This window comes from Mesorhizobium sp. M0768 (genome assembly GCF_040320195.1).
Lineage (GTDB): Bacteria > Pseudomonadota > Alphaproteobacteria > Rhizobiales > Rhizobiaceae > Mesorhizobium.
Map to the genome: position 1 here is coordinate 52536 of NZ_JAMYPD010000012.1, position 24516 is coordinate 77051.

Annotated in this window: 25 protein-coding genes and 1 pseudogene; 8 read left to right on the forward strand and 18 right to left on the reverse strand. The window is 62.8% G+C overall.

What is annotated here, in order from left to right; all coding sequences use genetic code 11:
* Window positions 1-33: 33 nt before the first annotated feature.
* The gene (locus tag NKI08_RS17220) at window positions 34-2256 is read right to left on the reverse strand and encodes an AMP-binding protein (RefSeq protein WP_352771066.1); all 2223 of its coding nucleotides are present in this window, start codon (window positions 2254-2256) and stop codon (window positions 34-36) included.
* 157 nt (window positions 2257-2413) lie between these two features.
* The gene (locus NKI08_RS17225) at window positions 2414-2821 is read right to left on the reverse strand and encodes a tautomerase family protein (RefSeq protein ID WP_352771068.1); all 408 of its coding nucleotides are present in this window, start codon (window positions 2819-2821) and stop codon (window positions 2414-2416) included.
* Window positions 2822-2933: 112 nt separating this feature from the next.
* On the opposite strand from NKI08_RS17225, the gene NKI08_RS17230 reads away from it, so the two are divergent.
* The gene (locus NKI08_RS17230; protein ID WP_352771070.1) at window positions 2934-3788 is read left to right on the forward strand and encodes a LysR substrate-binding domain-containing protein; all 855 of its coding nucleotides are present in this window, start codon (window positions 2934-2936) and stop codon (window positions 3786-3788) included.
* A gap of 196 nt (window positions 3789-3984) precedes the next feature.
* Here NKI08_RS17230 and NKI08_RS17235 read toward each other — a convergent pair whose 3' ends face one another.
* The gene (locus tag NKI08_RS17235) at window positions 3985-4893 is read right to left on the reverse strand and encodes a DMT family transporter (protein ID WP_502899634.1); all 909 of its coding nucleotides are present in this window, start codon (window positions 4891-4893) and stop codon (window positions 3985-3987) included.
* Window positions 4894-5213: 320 nt separating this feature from the next.
* Here NKI08_RS17235 and NKI08_RS17240 point away from each other — a divergent pair, with 320 nt between their 5' ends.
* On the forward strand, window positions 5214-5720 hold the full coding sequence (locus NKI08_RS17240; RefSeq protein ID WP_352448969.1) for an OsmC family protein: 507 nt from the start codon (window positions 5214-5216) through the stop codon (window positions 5718-5720).
* A gap of 34 nt (window positions 5721-5754) precedes the next feature.
* On the opposite strand, the gene NKI08_RS17245 is transcribed toward NKI08_RS17240, so the two are convergent.
* From NKI08_RS17245 to rpsF, 14 genes are all read right to left on the reverse strand, one after another.
* Window positions 5755-5976, reverse strand: a complete 222-nt coding sequence (locus tag NKI08_RS17245) for a hypothetical protein (protein WP_254820234.1) — start codon at window positions 5974-5976, stop codon at window positions 5755-5757.
* 133 nt (window positions 5977-6109) lie between these two features.
* Window positions 6110-6739 (reverse strand): hypothetical protein, encoded by a 630-nt coding sequence (locus tag NKI08_RS17250; protein WP_352471082.1) that lies wholly within the window; start codon window positions 6737-6739, stop codon window positions 6110-6112.
* 80 nt (window positions 6740-6819) lie between these two features.
* A complete protein-coding gene (locus NKI08_RS17255) occupies window positions 6820-7560 on the reverse strand; it encodes an SDR family NAD(P)-dependent oxidoreductase (RefSeq protein WP_254820236.1) in 741 nt (246 codons plus the stop codon).
* A gap of 74 nt (window positions 7561-7634) precedes the next feature.
* On the reverse strand, window positions 7635-9104 hold the full coding sequence (gene purF, locus NKI08_RS17260; RefSeq protein WP_023677717.1) for an amidophosphoribosyltransferase: 1470 nt from the start codon (window positions 9102-9104) through the stop codon (window positions 7635-7637).
* Window positions 9105-9229: 125 nt separating this feature from the next.
* The gene (locus NKI08_RS17265) at window positions 9230-9901 is read right to left on the reverse strand and encodes a CvpA family protein (protein ID WP_023677716.1); all 672 of its coding nucleotides are present in this window, start codon (window positions 9899-9901) and stop codon (window positions 9230-9232) included.
* Window positions 9902-9948: 47 nt separating this feature from the next.
* A complete protein-coding gene (gene radA / locus NKI08_RS17270; protein WP_352471084.1) occupies window positions 9949-11367 on the reverse strand; it encodes a DNA repair protein RadA in 1419 nt (472 codons plus the stop codon).
* Window positions 11367-11972, reverse strand: coding sequence for a hypothetical protein (locus NKI08_RS17275; protein ID WP_352771073.1), 606 nt, complete (start codon window positions 11970-11972; stop codon window positions 11367-11369). Before NKI08_RS17275 ends, radA begins: the two co-directional genes overlap by 1 nt.
* 25 nt (window positions 11973-11997) lie before the next feature.
* On the reverse strand, window positions 11998-13488 hold the full coding sequence (locus NKI08_RS17280; protein WP_023677714.1) for a replicative DNA helicase: 1491 nt from the start codon (window positions 13486-13488) through the stop codon (window positions 11998-12000).
* A 206-nt stretch (window positions 13489-13694) separates the two neighbouring features.
* Complete coding sequence (locus tag NKI08_RS17285; RefSeq protein WP_352771075.1) at window positions 13695-14663, reverse strand: small ribosomal subunit Rsm22 family protein; 969 nt, start codon at window positions 14661-14663, stop codon at window positions 13695-13697.
* A gap of 3 nt (window positions 14664-14666) precedes the next feature.
* Window positions 14667-14990 carry a YnfA family protein gene (locus tag NKI08_RS17290; protein WP_352771077.1) on the reverse strand — a complete coding sequence of 108 codons (324 nt, stop codon included), beginning with the start codon at window positions 14988-14990 and terminating at the stop codon, window positions 14667-14669.
* Between the two features lie 82 nt (window positions 14991-15072).
* Entirely contained in the window at window positions 15073-16362 is a 1290-nt protein-coding gene (locus tag NKI08_RS17295; protein ID WP_352471088.1) for a cyclopropane fatty acid synthase, read from the reverse strand.
* A 153-nt stretch (window positions 16363-16515) separates the two neighbouring features.
* Window positions 16516-17100, reverse strand: a complete 585-nt coding sequence (gene rplI, locus NKI08_RS17300; RefSeq protein WP_352542730.1) for a 50S ribosomal protein L9 — start codon at window positions 17098-17100, stop codon at window positions 16516-16518.
* 272 nt (window positions 17101-17372) lie between these two features.
* A complete protein-coding gene (gene rpsR / locus NKI08_RS17305; protein ID WP_006203718.1) occupies window positions 17373-17621 on the reverse strand; it encodes a 30S ribosomal protein S18 in 249 nt (82 codons plus the stop codon).
* Window positions 17621-18121, reverse strand: a complete 501-nt coding sequence (rpsF, locus tag NKI08_RS17310) for a 30S ribosomal protein S6 (protein WP_292663863.1) — start codon at window positions 18119-18121, stop codon at window positions 17621-17623. The genes rpsR and rpsF overlap by 1 nt, the downstream gene beginning before the upstream one ends.
* A gap of 501 nt (window positions 18122-18622) precedes the next feature.
* Here rpsF and NKI08_RS17315 point away from each other — a divergent pair.
* Window positions 18623-18679 (forward strand): annotated as a pseudogene (locus tag NKI08_RS17315) (hypothetical protein); the annotation flags it as partial.
* A 926-nt stretch (window positions 18680-19605) separates the two neighbouring features.
* On the opposite strand, the gene NKI08_RS17320 reads toward NKI08_RS17315, so the two are convergent.
* Window positions 19606-21531: an LTA synthase family protein gene (locus NKI08_RS17320; protein WP_352771080.1), complete on the reverse strand. Its 1926-nt coding sequence runs from the start codon at window positions 21529-21531 to the stop codon at window positions 19606-19608.
* A gap of 247 nt (window positions 21532-21778) precedes the next feature.
* Here NKI08_RS17320 and fabD point away from each other — a divergent pair, with 247 nt between their 5' ends.
* The 5 genes from fabD to NKI08_RS17345 all read left to right on the forward strand — a co-directional run bounded on the left by fabD (window position 21779) and on the right by NKI08_RS17345 (window position 24496).
* On the forward strand, window positions 21779-22756 hold the full coding sequence (fabD, locus tag NKI08_RS17325; RefSeq protein WP_352771082.1) for an ACP S-malonyltransferase: 978 nt from the start codon (window positions 21779-21781) through the stop codon (window positions 22754-22756).
* A 52-nt stretch (window positions 22757-22808) separates the two neighbouring features.
* Window positions 22809-23030: a type II toxin-antitoxin system RelB family antitoxin gene (gene relB, locus NKI08_RS17330; RefSeq protein WP_352467166.1), complete on the forward strand. Its 222-nt coding sequence runs from the start codon at window positions 22809-22811 to the stop codon at window positions 23028-23030.
* Entirely contained in the window at window positions 23014-23280 is a 267-nt protein-coding gene (locus NKI08_RS17335; RefSeq protein ID WP_352471092.1) for a type II toxin-antitoxin system RelE family toxin, read from the forward strand. The genes relB and NKI08_RS17335 overlap by 17 nt, the downstream gene beginning before the upstream one ends.
* A 54-nt stretch (window positions 23281-23334) precedes the next feature.
* Window positions 23335-24072 (forward strand): 3-oxoacyl-[acyl-carrier-protein] reductase, encoded by a 738-nt coding sequence (fabG, locus tag NKI08_RS17340; protein WP_352471093.1) that lies wholly within the window; start codon window positions 23335-23337, stop codon window positions 24070-24072.
* Window positions 24073-24259: 187 nt separating this feature from the next.
* Window positions 24260-24496: an acyl carrier protein gene (locus NKI08_RS17345; RefSeq protein WP_006203723.1), complete on the forward strand. Its 237-nt coding sequence runs from the start codon at window positions 24260-24262 to the stop codon at window positions 24494-24496.
* Window positions 24497-24516 lie beyond the last annotated feature (20 nt).

Consider the following 24516-nt stretch of genomic DNA (forward strand, 5'->3'; position numbering starts at 1 on the left):
CGCGACGCGCTTTAGAATTTTCGACAGCAAGCCTCAGGCGGCTGCGCTCAGTCCCAGCCTCTCGAGCGCCAGCTTTCTAGTCGAGACATAGTCGGTCTTGCCGGAGCCCAGTACCGGGATCTCCTCGACCTTGACGATGTCGTTCGGCACCATCAGTTCGGCCGCCCCGGCTTTTTTGCCGAATTTGCGCAATTCGTCGGGATCGGCATTGTCGGCCGTGGTGACCAGAACGAGGCGCTCGCCGCGCCGCTTGTCCGGCACTGCCACCACGGCGTGATGCTCTTCCGGCCACAGCGACTGCACCAGCATCTCGACCGCGCCAAGCGATACCATCTCGCCGGCTATCTTGGCGAAGCGCTTGGCGCGGCCGCGAATGGTGATGAAGCCTTCGCGATCGACCGAAACGATATCGCCGGTGTCGTGCCAGCCTTCGAGCGGCTGCAACTCGCCCGGCCGGTCGCCGGTCATGTAGCCCATCATCAGGTTCGGCCCGTCGAGCCACAGCCGGCCGGCGTCGCTGATGCCTTCGACCGGTTCGAGTTTCATGCGCATGGCCGGCAGCAGCCGCCCGACCGTTCCGTCGCGGCCGTGGATGGCGGTGTTGACGGCAACCACTGGTGCGGCCTCGGTCAAGCCAAAACCTTCGATGATCTCGGCCTGGAAGCGCTCGCGGTAAACCCGGCGCGTCTCCGGCTTCACCGCCTCGGCACCGGCCACGACGAAGCGCAGGCTGGAAAAATCGCCGTCCTTGGCGGTGCGGGCATAGTTGGCGAGGAACGTGTCGGTGCCGAACATCACCGTCGGCCGGACCTTGCGCGCCACCTCCGGAATAAGTTTGTAGTGCAGCGGTGACGGGTAGAGGAACAGCTTTACTCCGGTGACCAGCGGCAGGATGGTGCCGCCGGTCAGCCCGAACGAGTGGAACACCGGCAGCACGTTGAGCAGGATATCGGCCGGCGAGATGGTGATGCGGGCTTCCGCCTGCATCGCATTGGCAAGAAGATTCCGGTGCGACAGCACCACGGCCTTGGGCGTGCCTTCCGAGCCGGAGGTGAACAGGATCACCGCCGGCTTGGCCGCATCCTGGCGCTGCAACGGCCGGCGCCACAGCAAGGCGGCTGCGGCCTTGTCCAGCACGGTCACGCTTGCGCGGACATCCTCCAGCCACAGCAGTTTCGCCCCGCCCTTTTCCACCGCCTCGACGATGTCGGCGAGGTTGGCCTTTTCGACAAAGGCGCGTGAGGAGACCACGGTGCGGATCATCGCCGTGCGGACGGCGGCGGTGACGCTGGCCGGGCCGGCGGTATAGTTGATCATTGCTGCCACCCGCGCAGCCGACAGAAGTCCGACGAACGACAGCACGACGCCATTGGCGTTGGGCAGGAGCAGCCCAACCGCTTCGCCCGGCGCTGTTATTGCCTCGAACCGTCGGCCCAAAACCCTGGCGCCGATGAACACTTTCCGGTAGCTCAGGGCACCGCCAATGACGTCCTCGATTATTGGGTGCGAAGCGCCAACACGGTCGGCCGCATCGCGCATGGCGAGGAACAGCCCTCGGTCGAGATCACTGCCGAAAAGCCTGGCCTCGGCGAAGCGATCAAACAGCGCATTGGTGTTGGAGGCCTGATCTGGGTTCCGCGCCACCAGCTCGGCGATGGTCATCGGCTCCAGCGCGCTGATCGACAGCTGCGGAAACCAATGGCGCGGCGCCTTGTCCGCCGGCGTCAGCGAGGCCGGCAGGCTGCGTGCGCCGGCAACGAAGATCGGCACGATACGAGCGTCGGCCTGCATGGCGATACGGGTGATGGCGCGAAACAACCGAAACGACTTGACGTCTGGCTCGACCGCATCCGGCAGGTAAACGGCGAGCCGGCCCTTGCCCTTCAGCACCCGCACCAATCTGCGGCTGACGAAGACATGCTCGGCGTTGAAGGCGATGGTGCGGCCGAGCTCGCGCCACGGCTCCAGCCACGGCGATCTGGCCGAAGCCTGGTCGAGGATGTGCAGCGTGTCCTCCGGCAGCAGCGACAGCATCAGCGCCGGCTCGATGCGTGACTGATGCCAGATGACATAGATGACCGGGGCCACCGACCTGCGCGCAATCTTGATGCGCTCGTCGCTGATCCGGTAGGCGAGCTTGAACGGCACGTAGAGCAGCGCCTGGCTCAAACGCAGGCCGAGGCGGAACTTCTCCACCACGCCGATCAGCAGCCAGGCCGCGACAAGACCCGCAAGCAGCGCCAGTGTCAGGATCATCGCCGCATCTCCCAACGATCTCACGTCGCGGCTCTTCACCGGCCGCTTCGGGTGAGAACCTAGCCGAAGTTGGATCAACGTCAATGCGGCTCCATTTTTCCTTCTCTCCTATGGTTTGATTCGCCTATGTTTGATTCGGCTCGGCTGCTTATCGCAGCTACGCCGCTTTCATCCTTCCGCTGATGAAGCGGAATTCCTGCGTCTTGCCGCCAAAGCCATAGGCGGCCGCAGGCACTTCATGCACGAGGACGTAGCTTTCCTCATGCACCTTACCCAGCAGCCGGCCGAATGCCGCGAAAATTGCCTGTAGATACGCCTCCAGTTCGAGCTTGGTGTTGGTACCGTCGACAACCTTGATGTCGAGCCAGGCCGTGTTGGTGCCATGCTCGGCCAGCGACTTGCCGCCGGCGAACCAGTGCTCGGGGTCGTGATAGGAAATGGCAACAGCTGTGATCGTCGCGTCCTTGCGCAGATGCGTGGCCGTCAGTTCGGTCACTTCCTTGGCAATGGCGGCGGACAAAGCGGCATCGGGCTTGCCGGTAACGCTGACATTGATGATCGGCATGTTTCTTCTCCTCGGTTTCAAGCGGCCTCTTCGCCGTCGAGAAAATCATGCCATCGTCCTTTGATCAAAAAAATCGAATTGTTTTTGATAAACACTTTGATAATATCGAATTATGCAGTTGTTCGATCCCGACCTCCTCAAGACTTTCCTCGCTTTCGTCGATGGCGGTTCCCTTGCGCGGGCCGCGTCGATCGTCGGTCGCTCGCCGTCCGCAGTGACCGCGCAGATGCAGCGGCTGGAGGATGTTGTCGGCGAATCGCTGCTGGTGCCGCAGGGGCGAGGGCGCGGCCTGACGCCGACAGGCGAGGATCTGATCGTTCACGCGCGTCGCATCCTTGCCGCGCACCGCGAGGCGTGGCTGGCCCTCAAAGGCGCGCACGCCGACGGGCGCGTCGCCATCGGCACCACGCAGGATTTCGCCGACAGCGGCTTGCCGCAGCTTCTCAGGGCTTTTGCTGTCAGCCATCCGCGCGTCAGGATCGAACTGCGCGTCGGCCGTTCCGCCGAACTGGCGCAGGCTTTGCAGGCCGGCACCCTTGATCTGGCCATTGCCATGCGGCAGGTGCCGACACGGGACGAAGTCGGTGTGCTCAAGGAACCAATGATCTGGCTTTGCTCACAGAACGGGCTGGCCACCCGCCACGACGAACTGCCCCTGGCGCTGCTCGATCCCCATTGCGGGTTTCGCGAAGCGGCGACCAGTGCACTCGATGCGGCCGGCCGTCGCTACCGCATTGCTGCTGGCAGTGCCAGCCTTGCCGGCCTGCGTACGGCGGTGCACGCCGGCATCGCCTTGACGTTGAGGACGGCGCGCTTCGCTCATTCCGGCATCGTCGAGGCGCCGAGCGATCTTGATCTGCCGCCGGTGCCGGTCGCCGAATTCGCCGTCCGCTTGCGTGAGGATGCCGACCGGCCGGCGCAGGATCTGGCAGCGTTGTTCAGCGGCAACCTGGCCTTGGCCAATTGAGCCAGCAAAGAAAAAGCCGACCTTGCGGTCGGCTTCTGAGTAGGACGGGCCGAGGGGTTTGGGGGGACTTGGGGTGGCCCGTCGCAGCCATAATGCCTGAGCCCTATGATGGTTCCATGACTTTTCAAATTAATTTTCAGGACCGGATTTCTCGTGATCGGACCACCAACTCGCGCTCGGACGCGGCGAGGATTGGTCATGCATCCGCTGCGCGCTGCCTGGCCATCAGCCAGTCGCGGCCGGCGTGAGCGAACACCGCGCAAAGCACGATGGCGCCACCGACCATGCTGGCTGCCGGCGGGATCTCCGCCAGGAACAGGAAGGCAAACAGGATCGCGAATGGCACTTCAGCTGACCCCAGCAATCCGGACTCGGCCGCCGGAATAAGCCGGGTGCCCTCCGTCCACAGGATCGAAGCCAGCGCGAACGAGGCGCCGAAGGTGGCTAGAAGCACAGCGTCCCTGGCCGAGACAGCCAGCGGATCGGCGACGAACCAGCCGAGCACGAACAAAAGGAATGCCGACACCGCACCCGCCCACACCACCGGCGTGTCGCGGAAGGCGCGCACCATGATCATGTAGAGCGCGCTGCCGATCGTCATCAGCAGCGCCAGCCCGTCGCCGAACAAATGGCCGGTGCCGAAGCCGGACCAGACCATGATTGCCACACCGCATAATGACACAGCGGCGGCGGCAAGCGTCTGCAGCCGGAACGGCTCGCGGACCAACAGGAGGGCCAGCAGCGCGGTGACGAACGGGGCCGTGGCATAGATGATCGCGACATTGGCGACAAAGGTGAACTTGAACGCCGAGATAAAGGCGATGCTCGCGAGCGCGCCCTCGATCGCCAGCAGCCAGCCTCGCCAGCCGAGCCGCAAGCTGTCGCGACCGCCGGAGCGCTGGCGGCGCCATAGGACATAGAGGCTGATCAGGATCGAGCCGACGAAGCCGCGCCAGCAGGTAATGGTCAGGGGGTCGGCATGGATCGATTTGGTCAGCACGCCGGTGAGGCCGAAGACGGCCGCCGATGCCGAGACCAGGATGATGCCGAGGGTACGCTCGCGGGCGCTTTCCACTGTGCATGGCATGTCCAGCGATCCCGTCATCTCACCAGCCTACGCTGCCCCTTCCTGACACCATAGTGTCAGCTTGAGGCGTCCTGCATCGAAAACAGCAGGTAGGCAGCCCCGGTGAACAGGATTCCGACAAGAACCCGTTCGCGGGTTTTCACGATGGCGATATCGGCCATATGTCCGGCGGCCTTACGAATGTGTTGCGAGAGACGGTGTGATGGCGTTGGATGCTCCCCGTATCGTCAGGCTATACCGGCGAAACCCTGCCAAGCGCTACGCCAGCGGGGACTGGCGTTTGGGCAGGCGGCATCGCCGTTAGGCAGCGAAGCCAGGCAACTGTGGGAGAGAAACGAATGGACGCGATCGCATTGAAGGCCATGCAGGCGCCGCTGAAGGTGGCCTATCGCGACGACGCCTCGCGCGCGCTGATTACTCTCCGCGCCAAAGGCTCGATCGATGACCAATCGATCGCCTGCAAGGTCGAGACAGGCAGGGCGATCGCCATTGCCGGGCTGCATCCGGCGACCGGCGGCACCGGGCTCGAACTCTGCTCCGGCGACATGCTGCTGGAGGCACTGGTGGCTTGCGCCGGCGTCACGCTGAAGGCGGTGGCCACGGCGCTGGAATTCAAGCTTGGGGCCGCCACGGTGGAAGCCGAAGGCGACCTAGACTTTCGCGGCACGCTTGGCGTGGCAAAGGATGCGCCGGTTGGCTTCCGCGCCATCCGGCTGACATTTGGCCTCGACACCGACGAGCCGCAGGAGCGCATCGATGCGCTGCTCAAGCTGACCGAGCGCTACTGCGTCGTGTTCCAGACCATCAGTCAGAAGCCGGAGCTGACGGTAAGCGCGCGACGCTGACGATCTCCCCCTCAAGGGGGGAGATCACGCTGTCCTACTGCGCCGACGGCTCCTCGGCGTCGCCCTCGTCGGCGAAGGGCGAGGCGCTCGGCACGCACTGCACCGACCAGCCGGCCGGCGTCGGTTGCTTCTGGTATTCGGTTATGGCGAAGGCGCACTGTTCGCGGGTGTCGAATGTGCTGGGCAGCACGACCATGCCGCCTTGCGGGCCGGCGATCACCAGATACCAGACTAACGCTACGCTCGGTGCCGCCATGAGTATTTCCTCGCTCTGCTTGTTTTGGGAGTCGCACGATCCTAGCAACTCCGGCCCAGGGGCGAAAGCTGGGCCAAAGCGCGGCGTTAAGCCACGGTATCACAGCCACGTGATGTCGGGTCGTTTTTTTGGTTCAGTTCGCCGCAAAACAATAGAACAGGCCGTCGCCGCCGGTGCCCTTCAGCGCTTCCTGGCTGCAGCCACCGCGTGACGCATGCGAGGAATTCCACGATTTGGCGGCTGCCGAATCATCGAGGCCGGTACGATCGTGATGACCCATCATCGCCACACCTTCTGCTCCGCTCAGCGTCCAGTCGCCGCAGGTCTGGTCGGCTATTTTCGTGCCATCCGGCTTGGAGCCGGTCAACACGTCGTGCCGGTTGGGCGCGTCGCCGCGGCCGTTGACCATTTGGCCCTTTTCGTCGAGTGCCGTCTGTTTGGTGATGGCGTTGGCATCGCTATGCAGGGAAGCGACATCATCGGCGATCTTGACGCCCTTGGCGTTGAACCACGGGCCTTTGCCGATACGGTCGCGTGCATCGGTATCGCTGGTCGAGAGATAGGCGCGCCATGTCTTGCCGGTAACGCCCGCGGCTTCGGCCAGTGAACTACAATGGGCGTCGGCGCCGGCGAGACCGCCGAGATCGGCGCCTTTGCCAGAGCCGACGCTGGTGACGAAAAAGCTCATCGTTGCCTCCTGCGACGACGCGGCGCCGATCACTGCAAGCAGCGCGGTGGCAGTCAAGAGAAGCAGTCTCCGCATATGGTCCTCCGTTTCTCGAATTGTGGCACCCGAACAACGTTGGTGCCGGCGCAATTCTTCCGGCAAAATGCGATGTGTGGCTACTCCGGCTGCCGGTAGGCGACAAAGCGATTGTGCTTGGCCTGGAAGATCAGCCCGGTCTCCTTGAGCGTGGGGCTGGCCAGCGGCACGATTCGCTTGGCGATCTCCGAAGGGTGCGGCAGTGTTTCAGGATCCTCGCCGGGTACGGCCTGCGCCCGCATCGCGGTGCGCGTTGCCCCGGGATCGGCGGCATTGACCCTGAGCGGCAGGTTTTCGGTCTCATGCGCCCATGAACGCGTCATGGCCTCGACCGCCGCCTTCGACGCCGCATAAGGCGCCCAGAAGGCGCGTGCGGAGTGGGCAAGGCTGGAGCTCAGCACGATAGCACGGCCGGCATCGGAAAGCCTGAGCAGCGGGTCGACCGAGCGGATCAGCCGCCACGTTGCGGTGACGTTGATGGTCATCACTTTCTCGAAGGTCTTGGCCTCGACATGGCCGATCGGGGCGATGACGCCGAGCACGGCGGCGTTGGCGACCAGTATGTCGAGCTTGCCCCAGCGCTCGTGGATGGCGCCGCCCAGCCGGTCGATCCCCGCCATGTCGGCAAGATCGAGCGGTACCAGCGTCGCCTGTCCGCCACCTGCCTTGATCTGGTCGTCGAGTTCTTCCAACCCGCCGACGGTGCGGGCAACCGCAATCACATGCGCACCGGCGGCGGCAAGCTCCCTGGCGATGAAATAGCCGATGCCGCGCGAGGCGCCGGTGACGACCGCAACGCGGCCGGAGAGGTCAAGGCTCATACGATGGATTCCGACAGGCAAGGTGAAACCGCCGTGAGGGGCTAAGGGGAGGGAGACAAACGGACCGGCAAGGCCTACGACCCGCCGGCCGCTAACAGCGACAGTGTGCGCACATTGTCGGAGCCTTCGAAGTCGGCAAGCCGGGTCGGATACTGGCCGGTGAAGCAGGCGTCGCAGAATTGCGGCTGCTCGTTGTCGCGGCCGGCCTCGCCGACGGCGCGGTAGAGCCCGTCGATCGACAGGAAGCCGAGCGAATCGACGCGGATGAACTCGGCCATCTCCTCCACCGACATGCGCGACGCCAGCAGCTTCGACTTTTCCGGTGTGTCGACGCCGTAAAAGCAGGAGGCGCGCGTCGGTGGCGAAGCGATGCGCATATGCACTTCCTTGGCGCCGGCATCGCGCACCATCTGGACGATCTTCTGGCTGGTGGTGCCGCGCACGATCGAATCATCCACCAGCACCACGCGCTTGCCTTCGATCATGCGGCGGTTGGCGTTGTGCTTGAGCTTGACACCCATGTGGCGGATCGAATCGCCGGGCTGGATGAAGGTGCGGCCAACATAGTGATTGCGGATGATGCCGAGCTCGAACGGAATGCCCGCGGCCTGCGAAAAGCCGATCGCCGCCGGCGTACCCGAATCCGGCACCGGCACGACGATGTCGGCCTCGACCGGACTTTCCTGCGCCAGCTCGGCGCCGATGCGCTTGCGCACTTCATAGACGTTGCGGCCTTCGACCGACGAATCCGGCCGCGCGAAATAGACATATTCGAAGATGCAGAAGCGGGTCTTCTGCGGCTCGAACGGGAACAGGCTTTCGATGCCCTTGCTGGTGACGACGACCATTTCGCCGGGCTTCAGGTCGCGCACGAAACGCGCACCGATAATATCGAGCGCGCAGGTCTCGGAGGCGAGAATCCAGGCGCCGTCGAGATCGCCGAGCACCAGCGGGCGGATGCCGAGCGGGTCGCGGCACCCGATCATCTTCTTGGACGTCATCGCCACCAGCGAGAAGGCGCCTTCGACTTGGCGCACCGCATCGATGAAGCGCGAATTCAGGTCGCGCTCCTTGCTGGTGGCAACCAGGTGCAGGAGCGTTTCGGTGTCGGAGGTGGAAGAGAAGATGGCGCCTTGCTTCTGCAGGGCGCGCTGAACGGTCATGGCGTTGGTGAGATTGCCGTTATGGGCGACGGCAAAGCCGCCATCGGCAAGTTCGGCGAAGAAAGGCTGGATATTGCGCAGACCGGCGCCGCCGGTGGTGGCATAGCGTGTGTGGCCGATAGCACGGTTGCCTTGCAGGCTGTCGATGACACGCTGCTTAGTAAAGGTGTCGCCGATCAGGCCGACATGGCGTTCGACATGGAATTGGGTGCCGTCATAGGAAACGATGCCGGCCGCTTCCTGGCCTCGATGCTGCAACGCATGCAGACCGAGCGTTACGATGGCTGCGGCGTCCTGCCGGCCGAAAATGCCGAACACGCCGCATTCGTCGTGGAAATGGTCATCGGCTTCGGCGGAAAGCACGTCGTCTGCGTCTGCCACTGAGGCTGCCATTGGGGCTCAAGCTCCGCTAAAGTCGCCATATAAGGTCATAGCGCATCGAAAGCAACGCACGTCGTGCGGCGTTCACATGATCGACAGTCTTGAGCCTGGCAAGTCCGTCGAAATCAGTTTGCCGGCGCCGGGTTTGCAGGTGCCGGCGTCGCGGGCGCATTGTCGGCCGGCGGCGCATCGCTGTCGTCGGGTGCCGGAGCAGTGGCGTCGTCGCCGGCGGCAGGGGCTTCCGCTGCAGGCGCGTCGGGGGCCAGAGGCGTCTCGGTGGCCGGCTGATTCGGATTGAGCTTGTTGAGGATGGCGTTTTCCGGATCCTCGGGCAGCAGGCTTTCGAGCTTGGCGCCGATCGATTCGAGCAATGGCTTTGACTTGGCGTTGGCAATCCAGCCTGGAGCCTTGGCGCCGGCCAGCCAATTGAAGAAAAGCAGCGCGACAGCGACGACCAGGATGCCGCGCGCCGCGCCATAGAGGAAGCCAAGTGTACGATCGAGCGCGCCGATCCTGGAATCGATGATCCAGTCGGCGAGCTTCATGGTGATGACCGAAACGACGATCAGCGCGACAATGAAGACGATACCGGCGGCCGCCGCCATGGCGGCCTTTTCGTTGTCAACATAGGGCTGAATGTAAGGCAGCACCGGCTTGTAGAAGAAGAAGGCGGCGGCCGCGGCGGCTGCCCAGGAGATGATCGACAGGATCTCGCGAGAAAAGCCGCGAACCATAGCGAGCATCGCCGAGACCAGGGTGAAGCCGACGAGAATTCCGTCAAGCAGCGTAATCGGCATGTTTTTCGCCCCACTCCGATCTCTTTTTCACGGCCCGACGAGCCGCATCACTCTTGCTCGTCGGCGCGGCTGCGCCTAGAGCCGGCTATGCGCGCCACGAGATCGGCAAGCTCGGTGGGCTGGAAAGCGCTGGCTCCGATCCCCCCGACCGCATTACCACCAACAAGTTCCTCGCTGCCCAAGGGCAGAACCGCGCGTCCGAAACCCAGCTTTTCGGCTTCCTTGAGGCGCTGCTGCGCATGCGCAACCGGCCTCACCGCACCCGACAGGCTGATTTCGCCGAAATAGACGCAATCGGCGGGAAGGGCAAGACCGGTGAGCGAGGAAACCAGTGCCGCCGCCACTGCCAGGTCGGCCGCCGGCTCCGAAATGCGGTAGCCGCCGGCAACGTTGAGATAGACGTCGTGCGTGCCGAAGCGGACGCCGCAATGGGCTTCCAGAACCGCCAGGATCATCGACAGCCGGGCACCGTCCCAGCCGACGACGGCGCGGCGCGGTGTGCCCAGCGTCGATGGCGCCACCAGCGCCTGGATCTCGACCAGCACCGGCCGTGTGCCTTCCATGCCGGCGAAAACCGCGGCACCGGGCGACTTCGCATGGCGCTCACCGAGGAAAAGCTCGGACGGATTGGCGACTTCCCGCAAGCCCTTATCCGACATTTCGAAGACACCGATCTCATCGGTTGGCCCGAAGCGATTCTTGACCGTGCGCAGGATGCGGTAGTGGTGGCCGCCTTCGCCCTCGAAATAGAGCACCGCGTCGACCATGTGCTCGACGACGCGCGGTCCGGCGATCTGGCCCTCCTTGGTGACGTGGCCGACCAGAACGATCGCCGCCCCTGTGGATTTTGCGTAGCGGATCATCGCCTGGGCGGCGGCACGCACCTGGGTCACCGTGCCGGGCGCCGAATCGGCCATATCGGTCCACAGCGTCTGGATCGAATCGAGAATGACCAGATCCGGCCGCTTGCCATCGGCGATGGTGGCGAGGATGTCCTCGACATTGGTTTCGGCGGCGAGCTCGACCGGGGTGTCGGCGACGCCGAGCCGCTGGGCGCGCAGCCTGATCTGCGCGACCGCCTCTTCGCCCGAGACATAGACGATGCGGTGGCCCTTTGCCGCCAGCGCGGCCGCGGCCTGGGTGAGCAGCGTCGACTTGCCGATGCCGGGATCGCCGCCGACCAGCAGCGCCGAGCCGCGCACGAAGCCGCCGCCGGTGGCGCGGTCGAGTTCGCCGATGCCGGAGACGATGCGCGGCGCGTCCTCGATGTCGCCGGAGAGGCTGGTCAGCACCACCGCGCGGCCTTTGCGTGCATTGCGCGTATTGGCCGGGCCGGAACCTATGCCGCCTGACGTGCCTTCCTCGACCAGCGTGTTCCACTCGCCGCAGGCATCGCATTTGCCGGCCCAGCGCTGATGCACCGAACCGCAATTCTGGCAGATGAACTGGATACGGGATTTGGCCATCAGTTTATTGGTTCCAAGAGGTATTTGGAACGATCCCAGTAAATCGGCAAAGCATTTTCGACTGTATCGAAATGAGTGCGGCGCTGGCCGTTGCTCTGAGCCCAATTGTCGTATGCCGACCAACATGCATAGATGAACAAATTTACCGCCAAATCATTGTCTCGCCTGACTGCTTCATGCAGCGTTTCGAACAATCGCCTGAGCGCTAACGAGAGGCGGCGGTCCTGAAGCCGATGCATGAGAAGGAATGCACACCCGATCGCAGCGACAGACGTACTCTGCCGAGAGTCCCCTGACCAAAGTGCCAAAAGGCCCAGAAGATTATCGATGTCGCGAGTCGTTCCCAGCTTCCAAATCCGATAGAGGCCGGTCACTGCCGCGCTTCGCGAATAGTCTTCGACATGCTTGGCAAGGAATTTCCTCACCAATTCAACGTTCTCGGGCGTCGGTTCGCTTGAGTAGCAGAACACCAGCAAACCGGCGTGCGATTCCGTGCGAGAAATTGACCCGGCAGATATCAAATATTCAGTGAGTTGCGCGCGTTCATCCTCGGAGATGTCATACTCTTCGAATTTTATCCTTTGGTAGATATCGCTAAAGTCCAATCGGCTGCTCCGCGACAATGCATGCCTACTCGAACCGATCCGGCAAATGATGCTCTTCCGCAAGGTCCGAGAAGCGGGTGAATTCGCCCTGGAAGGCGAGGCTGACCGATCCCGTTGGGCCGTGGCGCTGTTTGGCGACGATGACCTCGGCCTTGCCGCGCATCTCGTTCATCTCGTGTTCCCATTTGATGTATTCGTCGGTGCCCGGCTTCGGCTCGCGGTTCTTCAGATAATATTCCTCGCGGTAGACGAACAGCACCACGTCGGCGTCCTGCTCGATGGAGCCCGATTCGCGCAGATCCGAAAGCTGCGGGCGCTTGTCGTCGCGGCTCTCGACCTGGCGCGACAGCTGCGACAGCGCGATGATCGGCACGGCCAGCTCCTTGGCTAGTGCCTTGAGGCCGGTGGTGATCTCGGTGATTTCCTGGACGCGGTTTTGCGAGGATTTCGCGCTCGATCCCTGCATCAGCTGGATATAGTCGATAACGATGACGTCGAGGCCGCGCTGGCGCTTCAGGCGACGCGCGCGGGCCGACAGCTGAGCGATGGAAATGCCGCCGGTCTGGTCGATGAACAGCGGGATTTTCTGCATTGTCTGCGAGCAGGCGACCAGCTTTTCGAAATCCATCTCGCTGATCTCGCCGCGCCGGATTTTCGACGACGGGATTTCCGTCTGTTCGGAAATAATGCGGGTGGCCAGCTGTTCGGATGACATTTCGAGCGAAAAGAAGCCGACGACGCCGCCATTGGCCGCCTTGAACGAGCCGTCCGCCTGCTGCGCCGGGACATAGGCCTCGGCGATGTTGAAGGCGATATTGGTGGCGAGCGAGGTCTTGCCCATGCCGGGGCGGCCGGCAATGATGATCAGGTCGGACGACTGAAGGCCGCCCATGCGGCGGTCGAGATCGCGCAAGCCGGTAGCAACGCCCGACAAATGCCCGTCGCGCATATAAGCCGCATTGGCCATGTCGACGGCGGTCTTGACGGCATCGGTGAAGCTCTCGAAGCCGCCATCGTAGCGGCCGGTTTCGGCCAATTCGAACAGGCGCCGCTCGGCATCCTCGATCTGGTCGGAGGGCGACATGTCGACCGGCGCGTCATAGGCGATGTTGACCATGTCCTCGCCGACAGTGATTAGCGCGCGCCGCGTCGCCAGATCGTAGATGGCGCGGCCATAGTCGGTGGCGTTGACGACGGTGACGGCCTCGACCGCCAACCGCACGACATATTGCGCCACCGTCATGTCGCCGACCTTCTCGTCGGCCGGCAGGAAGGTCTTCAGCGTGATCGGCGTCGCGATCTTGCCCATGCGGATGAGCTCGGCCGCGACCTCGAAGATCTTTCTATGCAGCGGCTCGTAGAAATGGCCGGGCTTCAGGAAGTCGGAGACGCGGTAGAAGGCATCGTTGTTGACCAGTATGGCGCCGAGCAGCGCCTGCTCGGCCTCGATATTGTTCGGCGCCTCGCGATAGAGCGGTGTTTCCGCCACGCCGAATTTTCGTGCTGCCTCTGCCATGATGTCCCCGGTCCTGATCCCCGTCTTTCGATATCAGAACGAGACAAGGCGGTGATGACTTATCTGCATCAGTCCCCAACCAACCAACTTTGATGCCCGCGATTCACAGCCAGGATCTTTCGGTGGAAAGAATCTCGATTGACTCGAATCAAGATGGCGAGCCTAGCCGTTCTCAGGCGAGAACAAAACAGGAAAATAGCTGCCGGTCATTCCGGCAAGGCATCACCCCAATCCAGTCGCCGCGCGGCCTTGAACGTCTCGCCGTCGCGCTTGGTGAACAGTCGCTCGGCAGCACCCCCTTCCTGTTCGCAAAGCTTCAGCAAGACCTTGCCGGACCCCGACTTCGGCGGTGCGATCACTCGCGCTCGAGGCGGAGCGGCCGGATGGCGGGAGGCCGCGACAAAGATGAATTTCTCGTCCTCCCACGGCACCTCGGCATCCTTGGCCAGACGGTGTAGGCGCGAGCGGGCGACGCGGCGGGCGAAATGGCACCAGTCGGGGGCAACGAGCGGGCAGGGCGCCTCATGCGGGCAGGGCGCAAGCACGTGCGCGCCCGCCTCGATCAACTGCCGCCGCACGGCAAGAATACGCTGCCAGCCGGCCGGCGTGCCCGGCTCGACCACCAGCAGCGTGTCTGCGGTCAGCTGCCAGAGCCGGTCGACGAGTTTTGCCAGCGATGCCGGCGCGATCTCATCCAGCACATAGGCTGAAGTCACCAGCTCGGCCGGCTCCAGATCGACCAGGTCGATGGTGATGTCGCCGGTCCGCCAGGCGGTCCTGGCCGTGATCGCATCCGCAGCAAGTGCTTCGCCGACCCTTCGTACCGCGGCGCCGGCCTCGAATAGCACCGCCTGTTCGAGATCCGGCCAGAGATTGATTGTGGCCCAAAGCACCGTGCCAGGGCCGGCGCCGACATCGAGCAAGGTCTTCGGAGCATAGTCGGGCCGAGACTCGCCCACCGCATCGAGGCTGGCGCGAACGGCCGCATAGGTCGCCGGTAGCCGCGTTGCCAGATAGGCCTTCACCGCCATGTCTTCGGCCATGTGCAGGCGACCGTCGCGCAACTCGGCGCGGTAGCGGTCCGACAGCGTCTTTGCCGCTTGCTTAAGCATCGGCAACGGCACTTTTTCGAGGAGGCGGTCGACGCCTTGTCTAAGCGGGACGGGCAGTTCCATCGCTTAGGCAGTCCGAGGTGCGAGCAGAATGACCGAGGCGCCAACGATGCAGATCGCGGCACCGGCAAGATCCCAGCGGTCGGGGTGCACGCCTTCCGCCAGCCACAGCCAGGCCAGCGAGGCGGCAATGCAGATGCCGCCATAGGCGGCGTAGGCCCGGCCCGCCGCGCTGGTGTCGACCAGCGCCAGCAGCCACGCGAATAGCACGAGCGAGACGAGACCGGGCGCCAACCACAGCGGCGACTTGTCCAGCCGCCACCATGCCCAGAACGAAAAGCAGCCGGCGATCTCGGCAAGTGCGGCGGCGACGTAGAGGAGGTAGGTCATGAAAAAAGATCCCGCGTTTGACGGGACCCTTTTCAGCGTGCCGGCCGGCAATGGCAAGTGGCGATGGCGTGATGCCGGCAGTCTACTCCGGATCCGCCACCTTGCGGCGGCGAGTGGGCTTGGCCACCGGAGCCTTTTCGCGACGTCCAAGATCGCGCATCTCCAGCGCCTTCTCGCAACTGGCCATGTAGTCGCGCGTCATCGGCAGCGTGTCGTTCTTCTTGGCAATCTGGATCTGGAAGATCACCAGATCCTGCCAGCGGAAGGCAGCTTCCGAGGCGGCAAGATAGAACTCCCACATGCGGCAGAAGCGCTCGTCATAAATCGCCCTGGCCTTGTCGCGGTTGGCCGCGAAGCGCTCGCCCCAATGCTTCAGCGTCTCGGCATAATGCAGCCGCAGAACCTCGATGTCGGTGACGACGAGCCCCGATTTTTCGATGGCCGGCATCACTTCGGATAGCGACGGGATGTAGCCGCCCGGGAAGATGTACTTGCGGATGAAGGCGCTGGTTGCCCACGGCACGCCGGAGCGGCCGATCGTGTGCAGCAGCATGACGCCGTCCGGCTTCAGCAGCGTCGCCGACTTGTCGAAGAAGGTGCGGAAATGATTGACCCCGACATGCTCGAACATGCCGACGGAGACGATGCGGTCGAAACGTTCATTGAGTTCGCGATAGTCCTTGATGTCGAAATGCACCCGGTTTTGCAGGCCTTGCGCATGGGCGCGGTCGGTGGCGACGCCGTGCTGCTCGGTCGACAGCGTCACGCCCTGTACGTCGACGTCGAACGCCTTGGCTAGATAGAGCCCAAGCCCACCCCAGCCGGAGCCGATATCAAGAACCGTCTGGCCGGCCTTCAGCCTGAGCTTGGCGGCGATATGGCGCTTCTTGGCCGCTTGTGCCTCATCGAGCGTCATGTCCGGCTGCTCGAAATAGGCGCAGGAATATTGCATGTCCTCATCGAGGAAGAGGCGGTAGAGGTCGCCCGACAGATCGTAATGGCGCTGCACGTTGCGGCGCGCCCGCGACGCCGTGTTGATCTGCTGCAGGCGCCGGAAGGCGTGGCGCAGACCTTCGATCGCCTTCGACCAGGTGGCATCGATACCGCCGCTGCCCATGTTCTGGAAGGCAATCCGCATCACTCCCAGCACGCCGCCCTCAAGAATGTCGAGTTCACCGTCCATGTAGGCTTCCGGCACCGCCAGCATCGGATCGAAGGTTATTGCGCGCTCGGCATGCCTTGTCTTGATGTGCATGTGCACCGGCTCGCCGCTGCCGTCACCGAAAGTCACCATCGAGCCTTGCGGCCCTGTCACCTTGAGATTGCCTGTGCGGACCAGGCGGTCGAGAACGCGTTTCAGCAGAATATTCATGACCAATTGTCCCCTCTCGGCCAGACATGCTGTCCTATTCTGCATCAAGATATAGGGGTTCGAAAAGTTCCATTTGGCATAAAAATGCCCGGGTACGAGGCCCGGGCATTGGTCCAGAATAGCGATTAGCCGGCGAATGCCGACGAATGACGATCAGCCGTTGTCTTCGCCGCCTTCGAACTCCGCATTCGGATCGAAGAAGTTTTCCGGCCGCGCATTATCGTTGATGTCCTCGCCGTAGATGGCTTCGGCGGTGGTCAGTGTTTCGCCCTTGGCCTGGCGCTCGGCTTCGTCGGCCGTGCGGGCAATGTTGAGCGTGATGGTAACCTCGACTTCCGGGTGCAGCGCGATCGCCACATTGGTGACGCCGATGGTCTTGATTGGCTGGTTGAGAAGGATCTGGTTGCGGTTGACCGAAAAACCTTCCGCCGTCACCAGCTCGGCGATGTCGCGCGTCGAGACCGAACCATAAAGCTGACCGGTTTCGCCGGCCGAGCGCACGGCGATGAAGCTCTTGCCGTCGAGCTTTTCTGCAATCTGCGCGGCTTCGGACTTGCGCTCCAGGTTGCGGGCTTCAAGCTGGGCCCGCTGTCCCTCGAACTTCTTCTTGTTAGTTTCGTTGGCGCGCAGCGCCTTGCCTTGCGGCAGCAGGAAATTGCGGGCAAACCCGTCCTTGACCTTGACGGTATCGCCCATCTGGCCGAGGCGGGAAACGCGTTCGAGAAGAATGACTTCCATGGTTTTGTTCCTTCGCTTGGGCGCTGTCCTCAGGATCGGCGCCGAGTTGTCTGGAACAGGTCAGGAAGCTGGGGCGTCGTCGCCTGTGTCGCTGTCCTGCCTGTCGCGGCAGTTAGGATCTCTTGTTGAAATCCAACCCGGGATTTGGTGTTCGATCCGGCTACGCCCGTCGTGGCCGGTGAAAAGCGGGCGGCGAACCGCCCGCTGGCTAGACCATGATCCCGAAAAGTGGAAACCGATTTTCGGATAAGATCATGGTCAACTAATCAGTGTTAGCGGACTACGTAGGGCAGCAGGCCGAGGAAGCGGGCGCGCTTGATCGCCTTGGCGAGCTCGCGCTGCTTCTTCTGGCTGACGGCGGTGATACGCGATGGAACGATCTTGCCGCGCTCGGAGATGTAGCGCTGCAGAAGCCGCACGTCCTTGTAGTCGATCTTCGGCGCATTGGCGCCGGAGAACGGGCAGGTCTTGCGGCGACGGTGGAAGGGGCGCCGGGTTGGGATCTGGTTGATGTCGACCATTATTCTGCGGCTCCTTCAAAGCCTTCGCGCGGACGGCGCGGGCCACGATCGGCACCGCCATCCCCGAAGCTGCGCGGCGGACGATCACCACGGTCACCGCGATCGCGGTCGCCGAATGAGCGCGGGCCACGATCGCCACGGTCGCGGTCGCCGAAGCCGCCGCGTTCCGAGCGCTCTTCGCGCTTCTGCATCATTGCCGACGGACCTTCCTCATGCGCATCGACCTTGATGGTCAGGAAACGCAGCACGTCCTCGGACAGGCCCATCTGGCGCTCCATCTCGTTGAGCGCGGCCGGCGGGCAGGTGATGTCCATGAGTGTATAATATGCCTTCCGGTTCTTGTTGACCCGGTAGGTGAGGGACTTCAGTCCCCAGTTCTCGACCCGGCCGACGGACCCGCCATTCGCGGTGATGACGCCCTTGTACTGTTCGACAAGCGCATCGACCTGCTGCTGCGAGAGGTCCTGCCGAGCAAGAAACACATGTTCGTATAGAGCCATAGTGTTCGTGCCTTTCTTCGTTTCTCTCCCGGTTCCCGGCGGCAAAAGCCTCTGCAACTTCTCTGACCCGCAATCCTTGCGAAGGCGGGGAAGAAAGGAGCATGACGAGACGGTCGAGAGCGGAGACACGGGAGGCGGAAGCGCTTCTGGCTTCACGCGAAGGTTTCGAAAAACCTCCGGCCCTCCGTTCAGCCCCCAGCAAGGACCGGCAGATTGCGGGCGTCTATACAGGAATTTGACCGCAAAGCAAGGCCAAACGACGGAGCAAACGGCCCTACCGTCCCAGAGCGCCACGGGTCTCGACGGCAAGGCTTACGGATTCCTGAAACCGGACCTTAACCACCATGCGAAGTTCCAGCACCGGCGGGCGTGGCGGCAACCCGTCGTTCATCATGCAGATGCAAAAGCAAACAGTCTGCGCGAGTTCGGCACCAAGGCGGTTTGGGGACAAAAATGCTTTTCGACAAATTCTGCCGTTCGAAGAGCGGCAACTTTGCCCTGATGCTGGCGTTCGGGCTGCCTGCGGTTCTGACCGCCGTCGCCTTTGCCGTGGACGTGTCCACCTTGATGAGGGCCAAGGTCAGCTTGCAGAATGCACTCGATGCCGCGAACCTTGCATCTTCGCATCTCGGCGACATCGAGGCTTCGCGCAAGGACGTCTTCGACCGCTACTTCCAGACCAATGTCGCCGGCCACAGCGAGTTGAGGAACGCCGAAGCGACGCTTACCGTGGAAAGGGGCCTCAATTACATCCAGACCAAGGCTGTCGCCACGGCGGACGTCAATTTGAACTTCGCCTTCCTGTTCGGCAACGACAAGCGCATCACCGTCGATGCCGGCGCCGTCGAATCGACCAATCAGCTCGAAGTCGTGCTGGTGCTCGACAATACCGGGTCGATGGCCAGCAACGATCGCATCGGCGCATTGCGGACGGCGGCGACGGCCCTGATCGATATGCTCGAAGCGGCGAAGTCGCCGACGCGCAGCGTACGTGTCGCGGTGGTGCCGTTCGTCACCGCCGTCAACGTCAAGGGCGAGGACTACGATCCGGCCTGGAAGCGACGGCGCGCCGTTCAGGGCGTCAGGCACGACCAAAACGGTGCTGCTGCTCACCGACGGCGAGAATGTTGTCTATGGCGCGAAGGATACGCCACAGAAGTCGGACTATGGCTCCTACGGATTCCTGGCCTCGGGTCGGTTTGGATCCAGCGACCAGACCGCGGCTGCGCGCAATGTCGACGATTGGACAACCAATGTATGCAACACATTGAAGAAGCAGGACGTGCAGATCTTCACAGTGCTGCTGCAGGCCGACACCGCAGCCAACCGCAAGCTCTACGAGGCCTGCGCATCGTCGCCGTCGGATTATTACCCGACCAACGACGTCAGTCAGCTCGAAAGCGTCTTCCTGAAAATCGGAAGCTCGATTTCGCAGCTGCACTTGACGAACTGAACGACGTCGGCCGCTCTCCCGCCGCCGCTGCTCAACTCGTGTGTGCAGCCACTTTGCCCGTGGTTTCGGGGAAGAAATCGGGCGCCGCATGGCGCTTGCCGAACATCATGTCGTATTGCAGCAGACGGAAGTCGCGGATTGCCGGATCGATCTCTTTCTGACGCGACCAATCGGGGGTGGCGTCGCCCCCCGGTGCCAAAAGCAAATTGCGGTCGATAACGCGGTAGCGCTCTCGCAACTGTCCGAGGAAGCCGGTGTAATAGGGATGGCTGATGCCGGCTGTCTTCAGGATATGGTAGGGCAGGAAGGACGGGCTGACGGCGCCTAGATCCTCGGCCGGGCCGCTGCGATTCGACCAGACGATCAGCGGCGTCTGGTGGTGCAGCAGCATCTGGTCGGCTGCCTCCTTGCGCGGCGCAACATTGTCCTTCAGGAAGCCGGTCTCGACGTAGACCGGCCCAAGCGGCGGCAGATGGTCGCCGAAGAACGCGATGACGGTCGGCCGCTCGCGTTTCTTCGCCCATTCGATCAGCCGCTCGAGGCCGCGGTCCGCGTCGGAAGAGCCTTCGGCATAGCTCAACAGCGATTCACGGGCCCATTGGCTGATCGGCGCCTGCACCTTGTGGGTCGGATTGTTATAGCGAGACGGCTCATACGGCCCGTGGTTCTGCAGGCTGACGGCGAAAAAGAACACCGGCTCGGCGCTGGTATCGGCTTCGTGGATGATCTCGTCGGTCATCGCAGCGTCCGACGCGAGCGGTCCGCGCTTCTGCATGGGCGGCAACGTCTCCTCGGACTTGAAGTCGTTGAAGCCGAAATCGGCATAGACGGCCCCCCGGTTCCAGAACCAATTGGTGCCGGGATGGATGGCGCGCGCCCGGTAGCCCTGACTTTTCAGGAAGGTCGCCAGCGAGGGAGTCGGTGTCCGCACATATTGCTGGTAGGGAATGCTGCCCGCCGGCAGGAAGGCGTTGGAAAAGCCGGTCAGGGCCTCGAACTCGATGTTGGCCGTCATGCCGCCGAACTCGGGCGAGAACATGTAACCCGTGCGCAGTGCCCGCACATTGGGGATAGGGTCGGGTGTGATGGTGACGCCAGGCAGCTTGGTCGGATCCCAGAAGGATTCGCTCATGACGACGATGATGTCGGGCTTCTCGGCAGGTACCGAGGCGGTCACCTGCGGTTTGCCGATCGCTTCGATCGCCTTGTCGGAATAGCCGGGCGGCGCCGAGACATGCGCCATCGGAACGTTAAGCGCGAAGGCGAGCGCAAAACCGTTTGAGGCATAGTTTTCCTTCTGGTCCCACATGATCGGGATGATCTGCAGCCGGTCGCGCGTCCACGAGAAAGTGGCATAGTCCATGATGGAAACGAAGAAGGCGATCAGCGGTACTGTCAGCGTCAGCCGGGCAAGGCGGCCCTTGTGGCTGAGCGCCGGAACGCGGCGGCGCCATAGCCGCCAGCCATAGACGAGCAGCGACAGCCCGCCGACGATGCCGATCGCCAGGGCAATGGCGGTTCCCGGGCGATCGCGTACCAGAAGCGGCATCAGTGCCACGATCTGCCGGGAATAAAGGAAATCCGTCGGATAGAGCGGATCGCCGAGATACAGCGACTTCTGGTGGCCGACGAACGCCAGCGACAATGTCAGCGGCGCGACGATCATCAGGCTCTGATGACTGCGGCCGAGCACGGCGTCGAGGCCGATGAGGATCAGCGCAAAAATGATGATCGTGGTCCAGCCGGGTTTGAAAGGCTGCAGAAAGAAATCAATGGTGCCGGCAAAGTTGCCGCGCACGATCAGTTCGATGGCAAACACAAGGATGGCCGCAGCCAGCAAGCTGATAAGGCCATAGCGGATGACAGGCCATTTGCGCGCCGGCAGATAGCCGGTCGACGGATCGCCTTCAAGAAACTGGGGCGCCGCCTCGGCTGCGCTCTGCTTGGTCTTTGCCACTTCAATAGTTCCCCGGCCCGCAACAAAAGCGTCACTCGATTGTCATCGAACTGTCACGCAAAGCCTAGCGCCTGTGGCGGAAATAAGAAGAGCCAGCAAACAAATCGTGAGCGGTTTTCATCATGAGTGATCGCCAAAAAGCCTGCCGAAACAGGCACTCGGCCGATATTACGCGATCAAGGTTGGACTTGACTTGGCCGCACGCCTTGCGTCACAGGCAACGTGAACCAGCAGCTGGGAGCCGCCGATGGCCATCGCATTCACCTTTCCGGGGCAGGGCAGCCAGGCTGTCGGCATGGGCAAGGACCTCGCCGATACCTTTGTGGAATCGCGGCGGATCTTCGAGGAAGTTGACGACGCGCTCGGCGAAAACCTATCGAAGCTGATCTGGGAAGGCCCGGAAGAGACGCTGACGCTGACCGCCAACGCCCAGCCGGCGCTGATGGCGGTGTCGCTTGCCGCAATCCGGGCGCTGGAGGCGCGCGGCTTCTCCCTGAACGGCAAGGTCACCTATGTCGCCGGCCACTCGCTCGGCGAATATTCGGCACTTGCGGCCGCAGGTTTCGTTTCGGTCGCCGACGCCGCCCGGCTGTTGCGCATCCGCGGCAATGCCATGCAGGCGGCTGTGCCGGCCGGCGAGGGCGCCATGGCGGCGATCATCGGGCTGGAACAGGCCGACGTCGAAGCTGCTTGCGCAGAGGCCGCCCAGGGCGCCGCCAAAGATCCCGCACAAGCCTTGGTTTGCCAGATCGCCAATGACAATGGCGGCGGCCAGCTGGTGATCTCCGGCGCCAGGCCAGCGGTCGAACTGGCGGCGAGGCTATGCACGGAGAAGGGCGCCAAGCGGGCGCTGATGCTGCAGGTCTCGGCGCCCTTCCATTCGGCATTGATGAAGCCTGCGGCCGAGATCATGCGGGAGGCGCTGGCCGCCGTGACGAAGAGTGCGCCGGTCGTGCCGCTGGTCTCCAATCTTACGGTGACCCCGACGAGCGATCCCGACGAGATCGCCCGCCGACTCGTCGAACAGGTGATCGGGCGCGTGCGCTGGCGCGAAACGGTGGAGTGGTTCGGCAGCAACGGCGTTGTGACGCTTTACGAAGTGGGCGCCGGCAAGGTGCTGTCGGGGCTGGCCCGCCGCATCAACCGCGACATTGCCACCAGCAGCATCGGATCGGCGGCGGAGGTCGAGACGGCACTTGCCGCCTTGGGTGACCACGTAGCTTGAATTCATCAGTGCTTGCCGCTACATGAATACATGTATCGCAACAAGGTGCGGCATGCCCACATCGATCCGCCTTTCTCCTGAAGTCGAGCAGCGCCTGGATTTTCTCGCGGCCAAGACTGGTCGCAGCAAGGCCTACTATCTGCGCGAGCTCATTGAACGTGGTCTGGAGGACTTGGAGGATTACTACCTGGCTGCCGAAGTCGTTGAGCGGATCAGGCGTGGTGAAGAAGACGTCATGAGAGCCGAGGACTTCTGGCGTGGCCTGGACGCTTGAATACGCCCACTCGGCGCGAAAATTTGTCGAAAAACTGGATCCGCAGACACGTCACCGTATCCGTGATTTTATTGAAAACCGCATTGCCGTTCTCGACAACCCGCGTGAACTCGGCAAACCGCTGAAGGGCCCGCTCGCAACCTTTTGGAGATATCGCGTCGGGGATTATCGCATCATTTGCGATGTGCAGGATAACCGGCTCGTCATTCTGGTGGTAACCATAGGCCACCGCGGCAACGTTTACAGATAGCCGAACTCACCGGCCCGTATGATTGGCCAGTACGATTTGGGAAGAGGATAAAGCATGTTCGAATTGACCGGCCGCAAGGCGCTCGTCACCGGCGCATCGGGAGGTATAGGCGAGGCGATCGCCCGCGTGCTGCACGGCCAGGGCGCCATCGTCGGCCTGCATGGCACACGTATAGAGAAATTGGAGGCGCTGGCCGCCGAACTGGGCGACCGGGTCAAGCTTTTCCCGGCCAATCTTTCCAACCGCGACGACGTCAAGGCGCTCGGCCAGAAGGCGGAAGCTGACCTCGAAGGCGTCGACATCCTCGTCAACAATGCCGGCATCACCAAGGACGGGTTGTTCGTGCGCATGGCTGACGCCGACTGGGATAGCGTGCTCGAGGTCAACCTGACCGCCGTGTTCCGGCTGACCCGCGAGCTTACCCATCCGATGATGCGGCGCCGCCATGGCCGCATCATCAACATCACTTCAGTGGTTGGCGTCATGGGTAATCCCGGCCAGACCAACTATTGCGCCTCCAAAGCCGGTATGATCGGCTTTTCCAAATCGCTGGCGCAGGAGATCGCCACCCGCAATATCACCGTCAACTGCGTCGCCCCGGGCTTCATCGAATCGGCGATGACCGCCAAGCTCAACGACAAACAGAAAGAGGCGATCATGGCGGCGATCCCGACCCGGCGCATGGGCACGGGCGCCGAAGTCGCCTCAGCCGTCGCCTACCTCGCTTCCAACGAGGCAGCCTACGTCACCGGCCAGACCATTCATGTGAATGGCGGCATGGCAATGATCTAACACTTGGGAAAACGCTTCATTCCGTCTTGGATGCACGGGATTTTTCGTGTAATGCCGCCCGCAACCCGGCGGTTCGGGCAAAAACCGGTCCTGTTCCGCTGCGTTTCCGGCAGGACCATCTTTCAGCTTGATTAGCGGCATTCTGCCCGCTAACGAAGACAGACAACCAAAAGACGAGGATGCCCAAATGAGTGACACCGCAGAGCGCGTCAAGAAGATCGTCATCGAGCACCTTGGCGTCGATGCCGACAAGGTGACGGAGCAGGCGAGCTTCATCGATGATCTGGGCGCGGACAGCCTCGACACGGTCGAACTTGTCATGGCGTTCGAAGAAGAGTTCGGTGTCGAAATCCCGGACGACGCCGCCGAGACCATCCTGACTGTTGGCGATGCGGTGAAATACATCGACAAGGCCTCCGCCTGACGCTATTTGCAGTCATCACC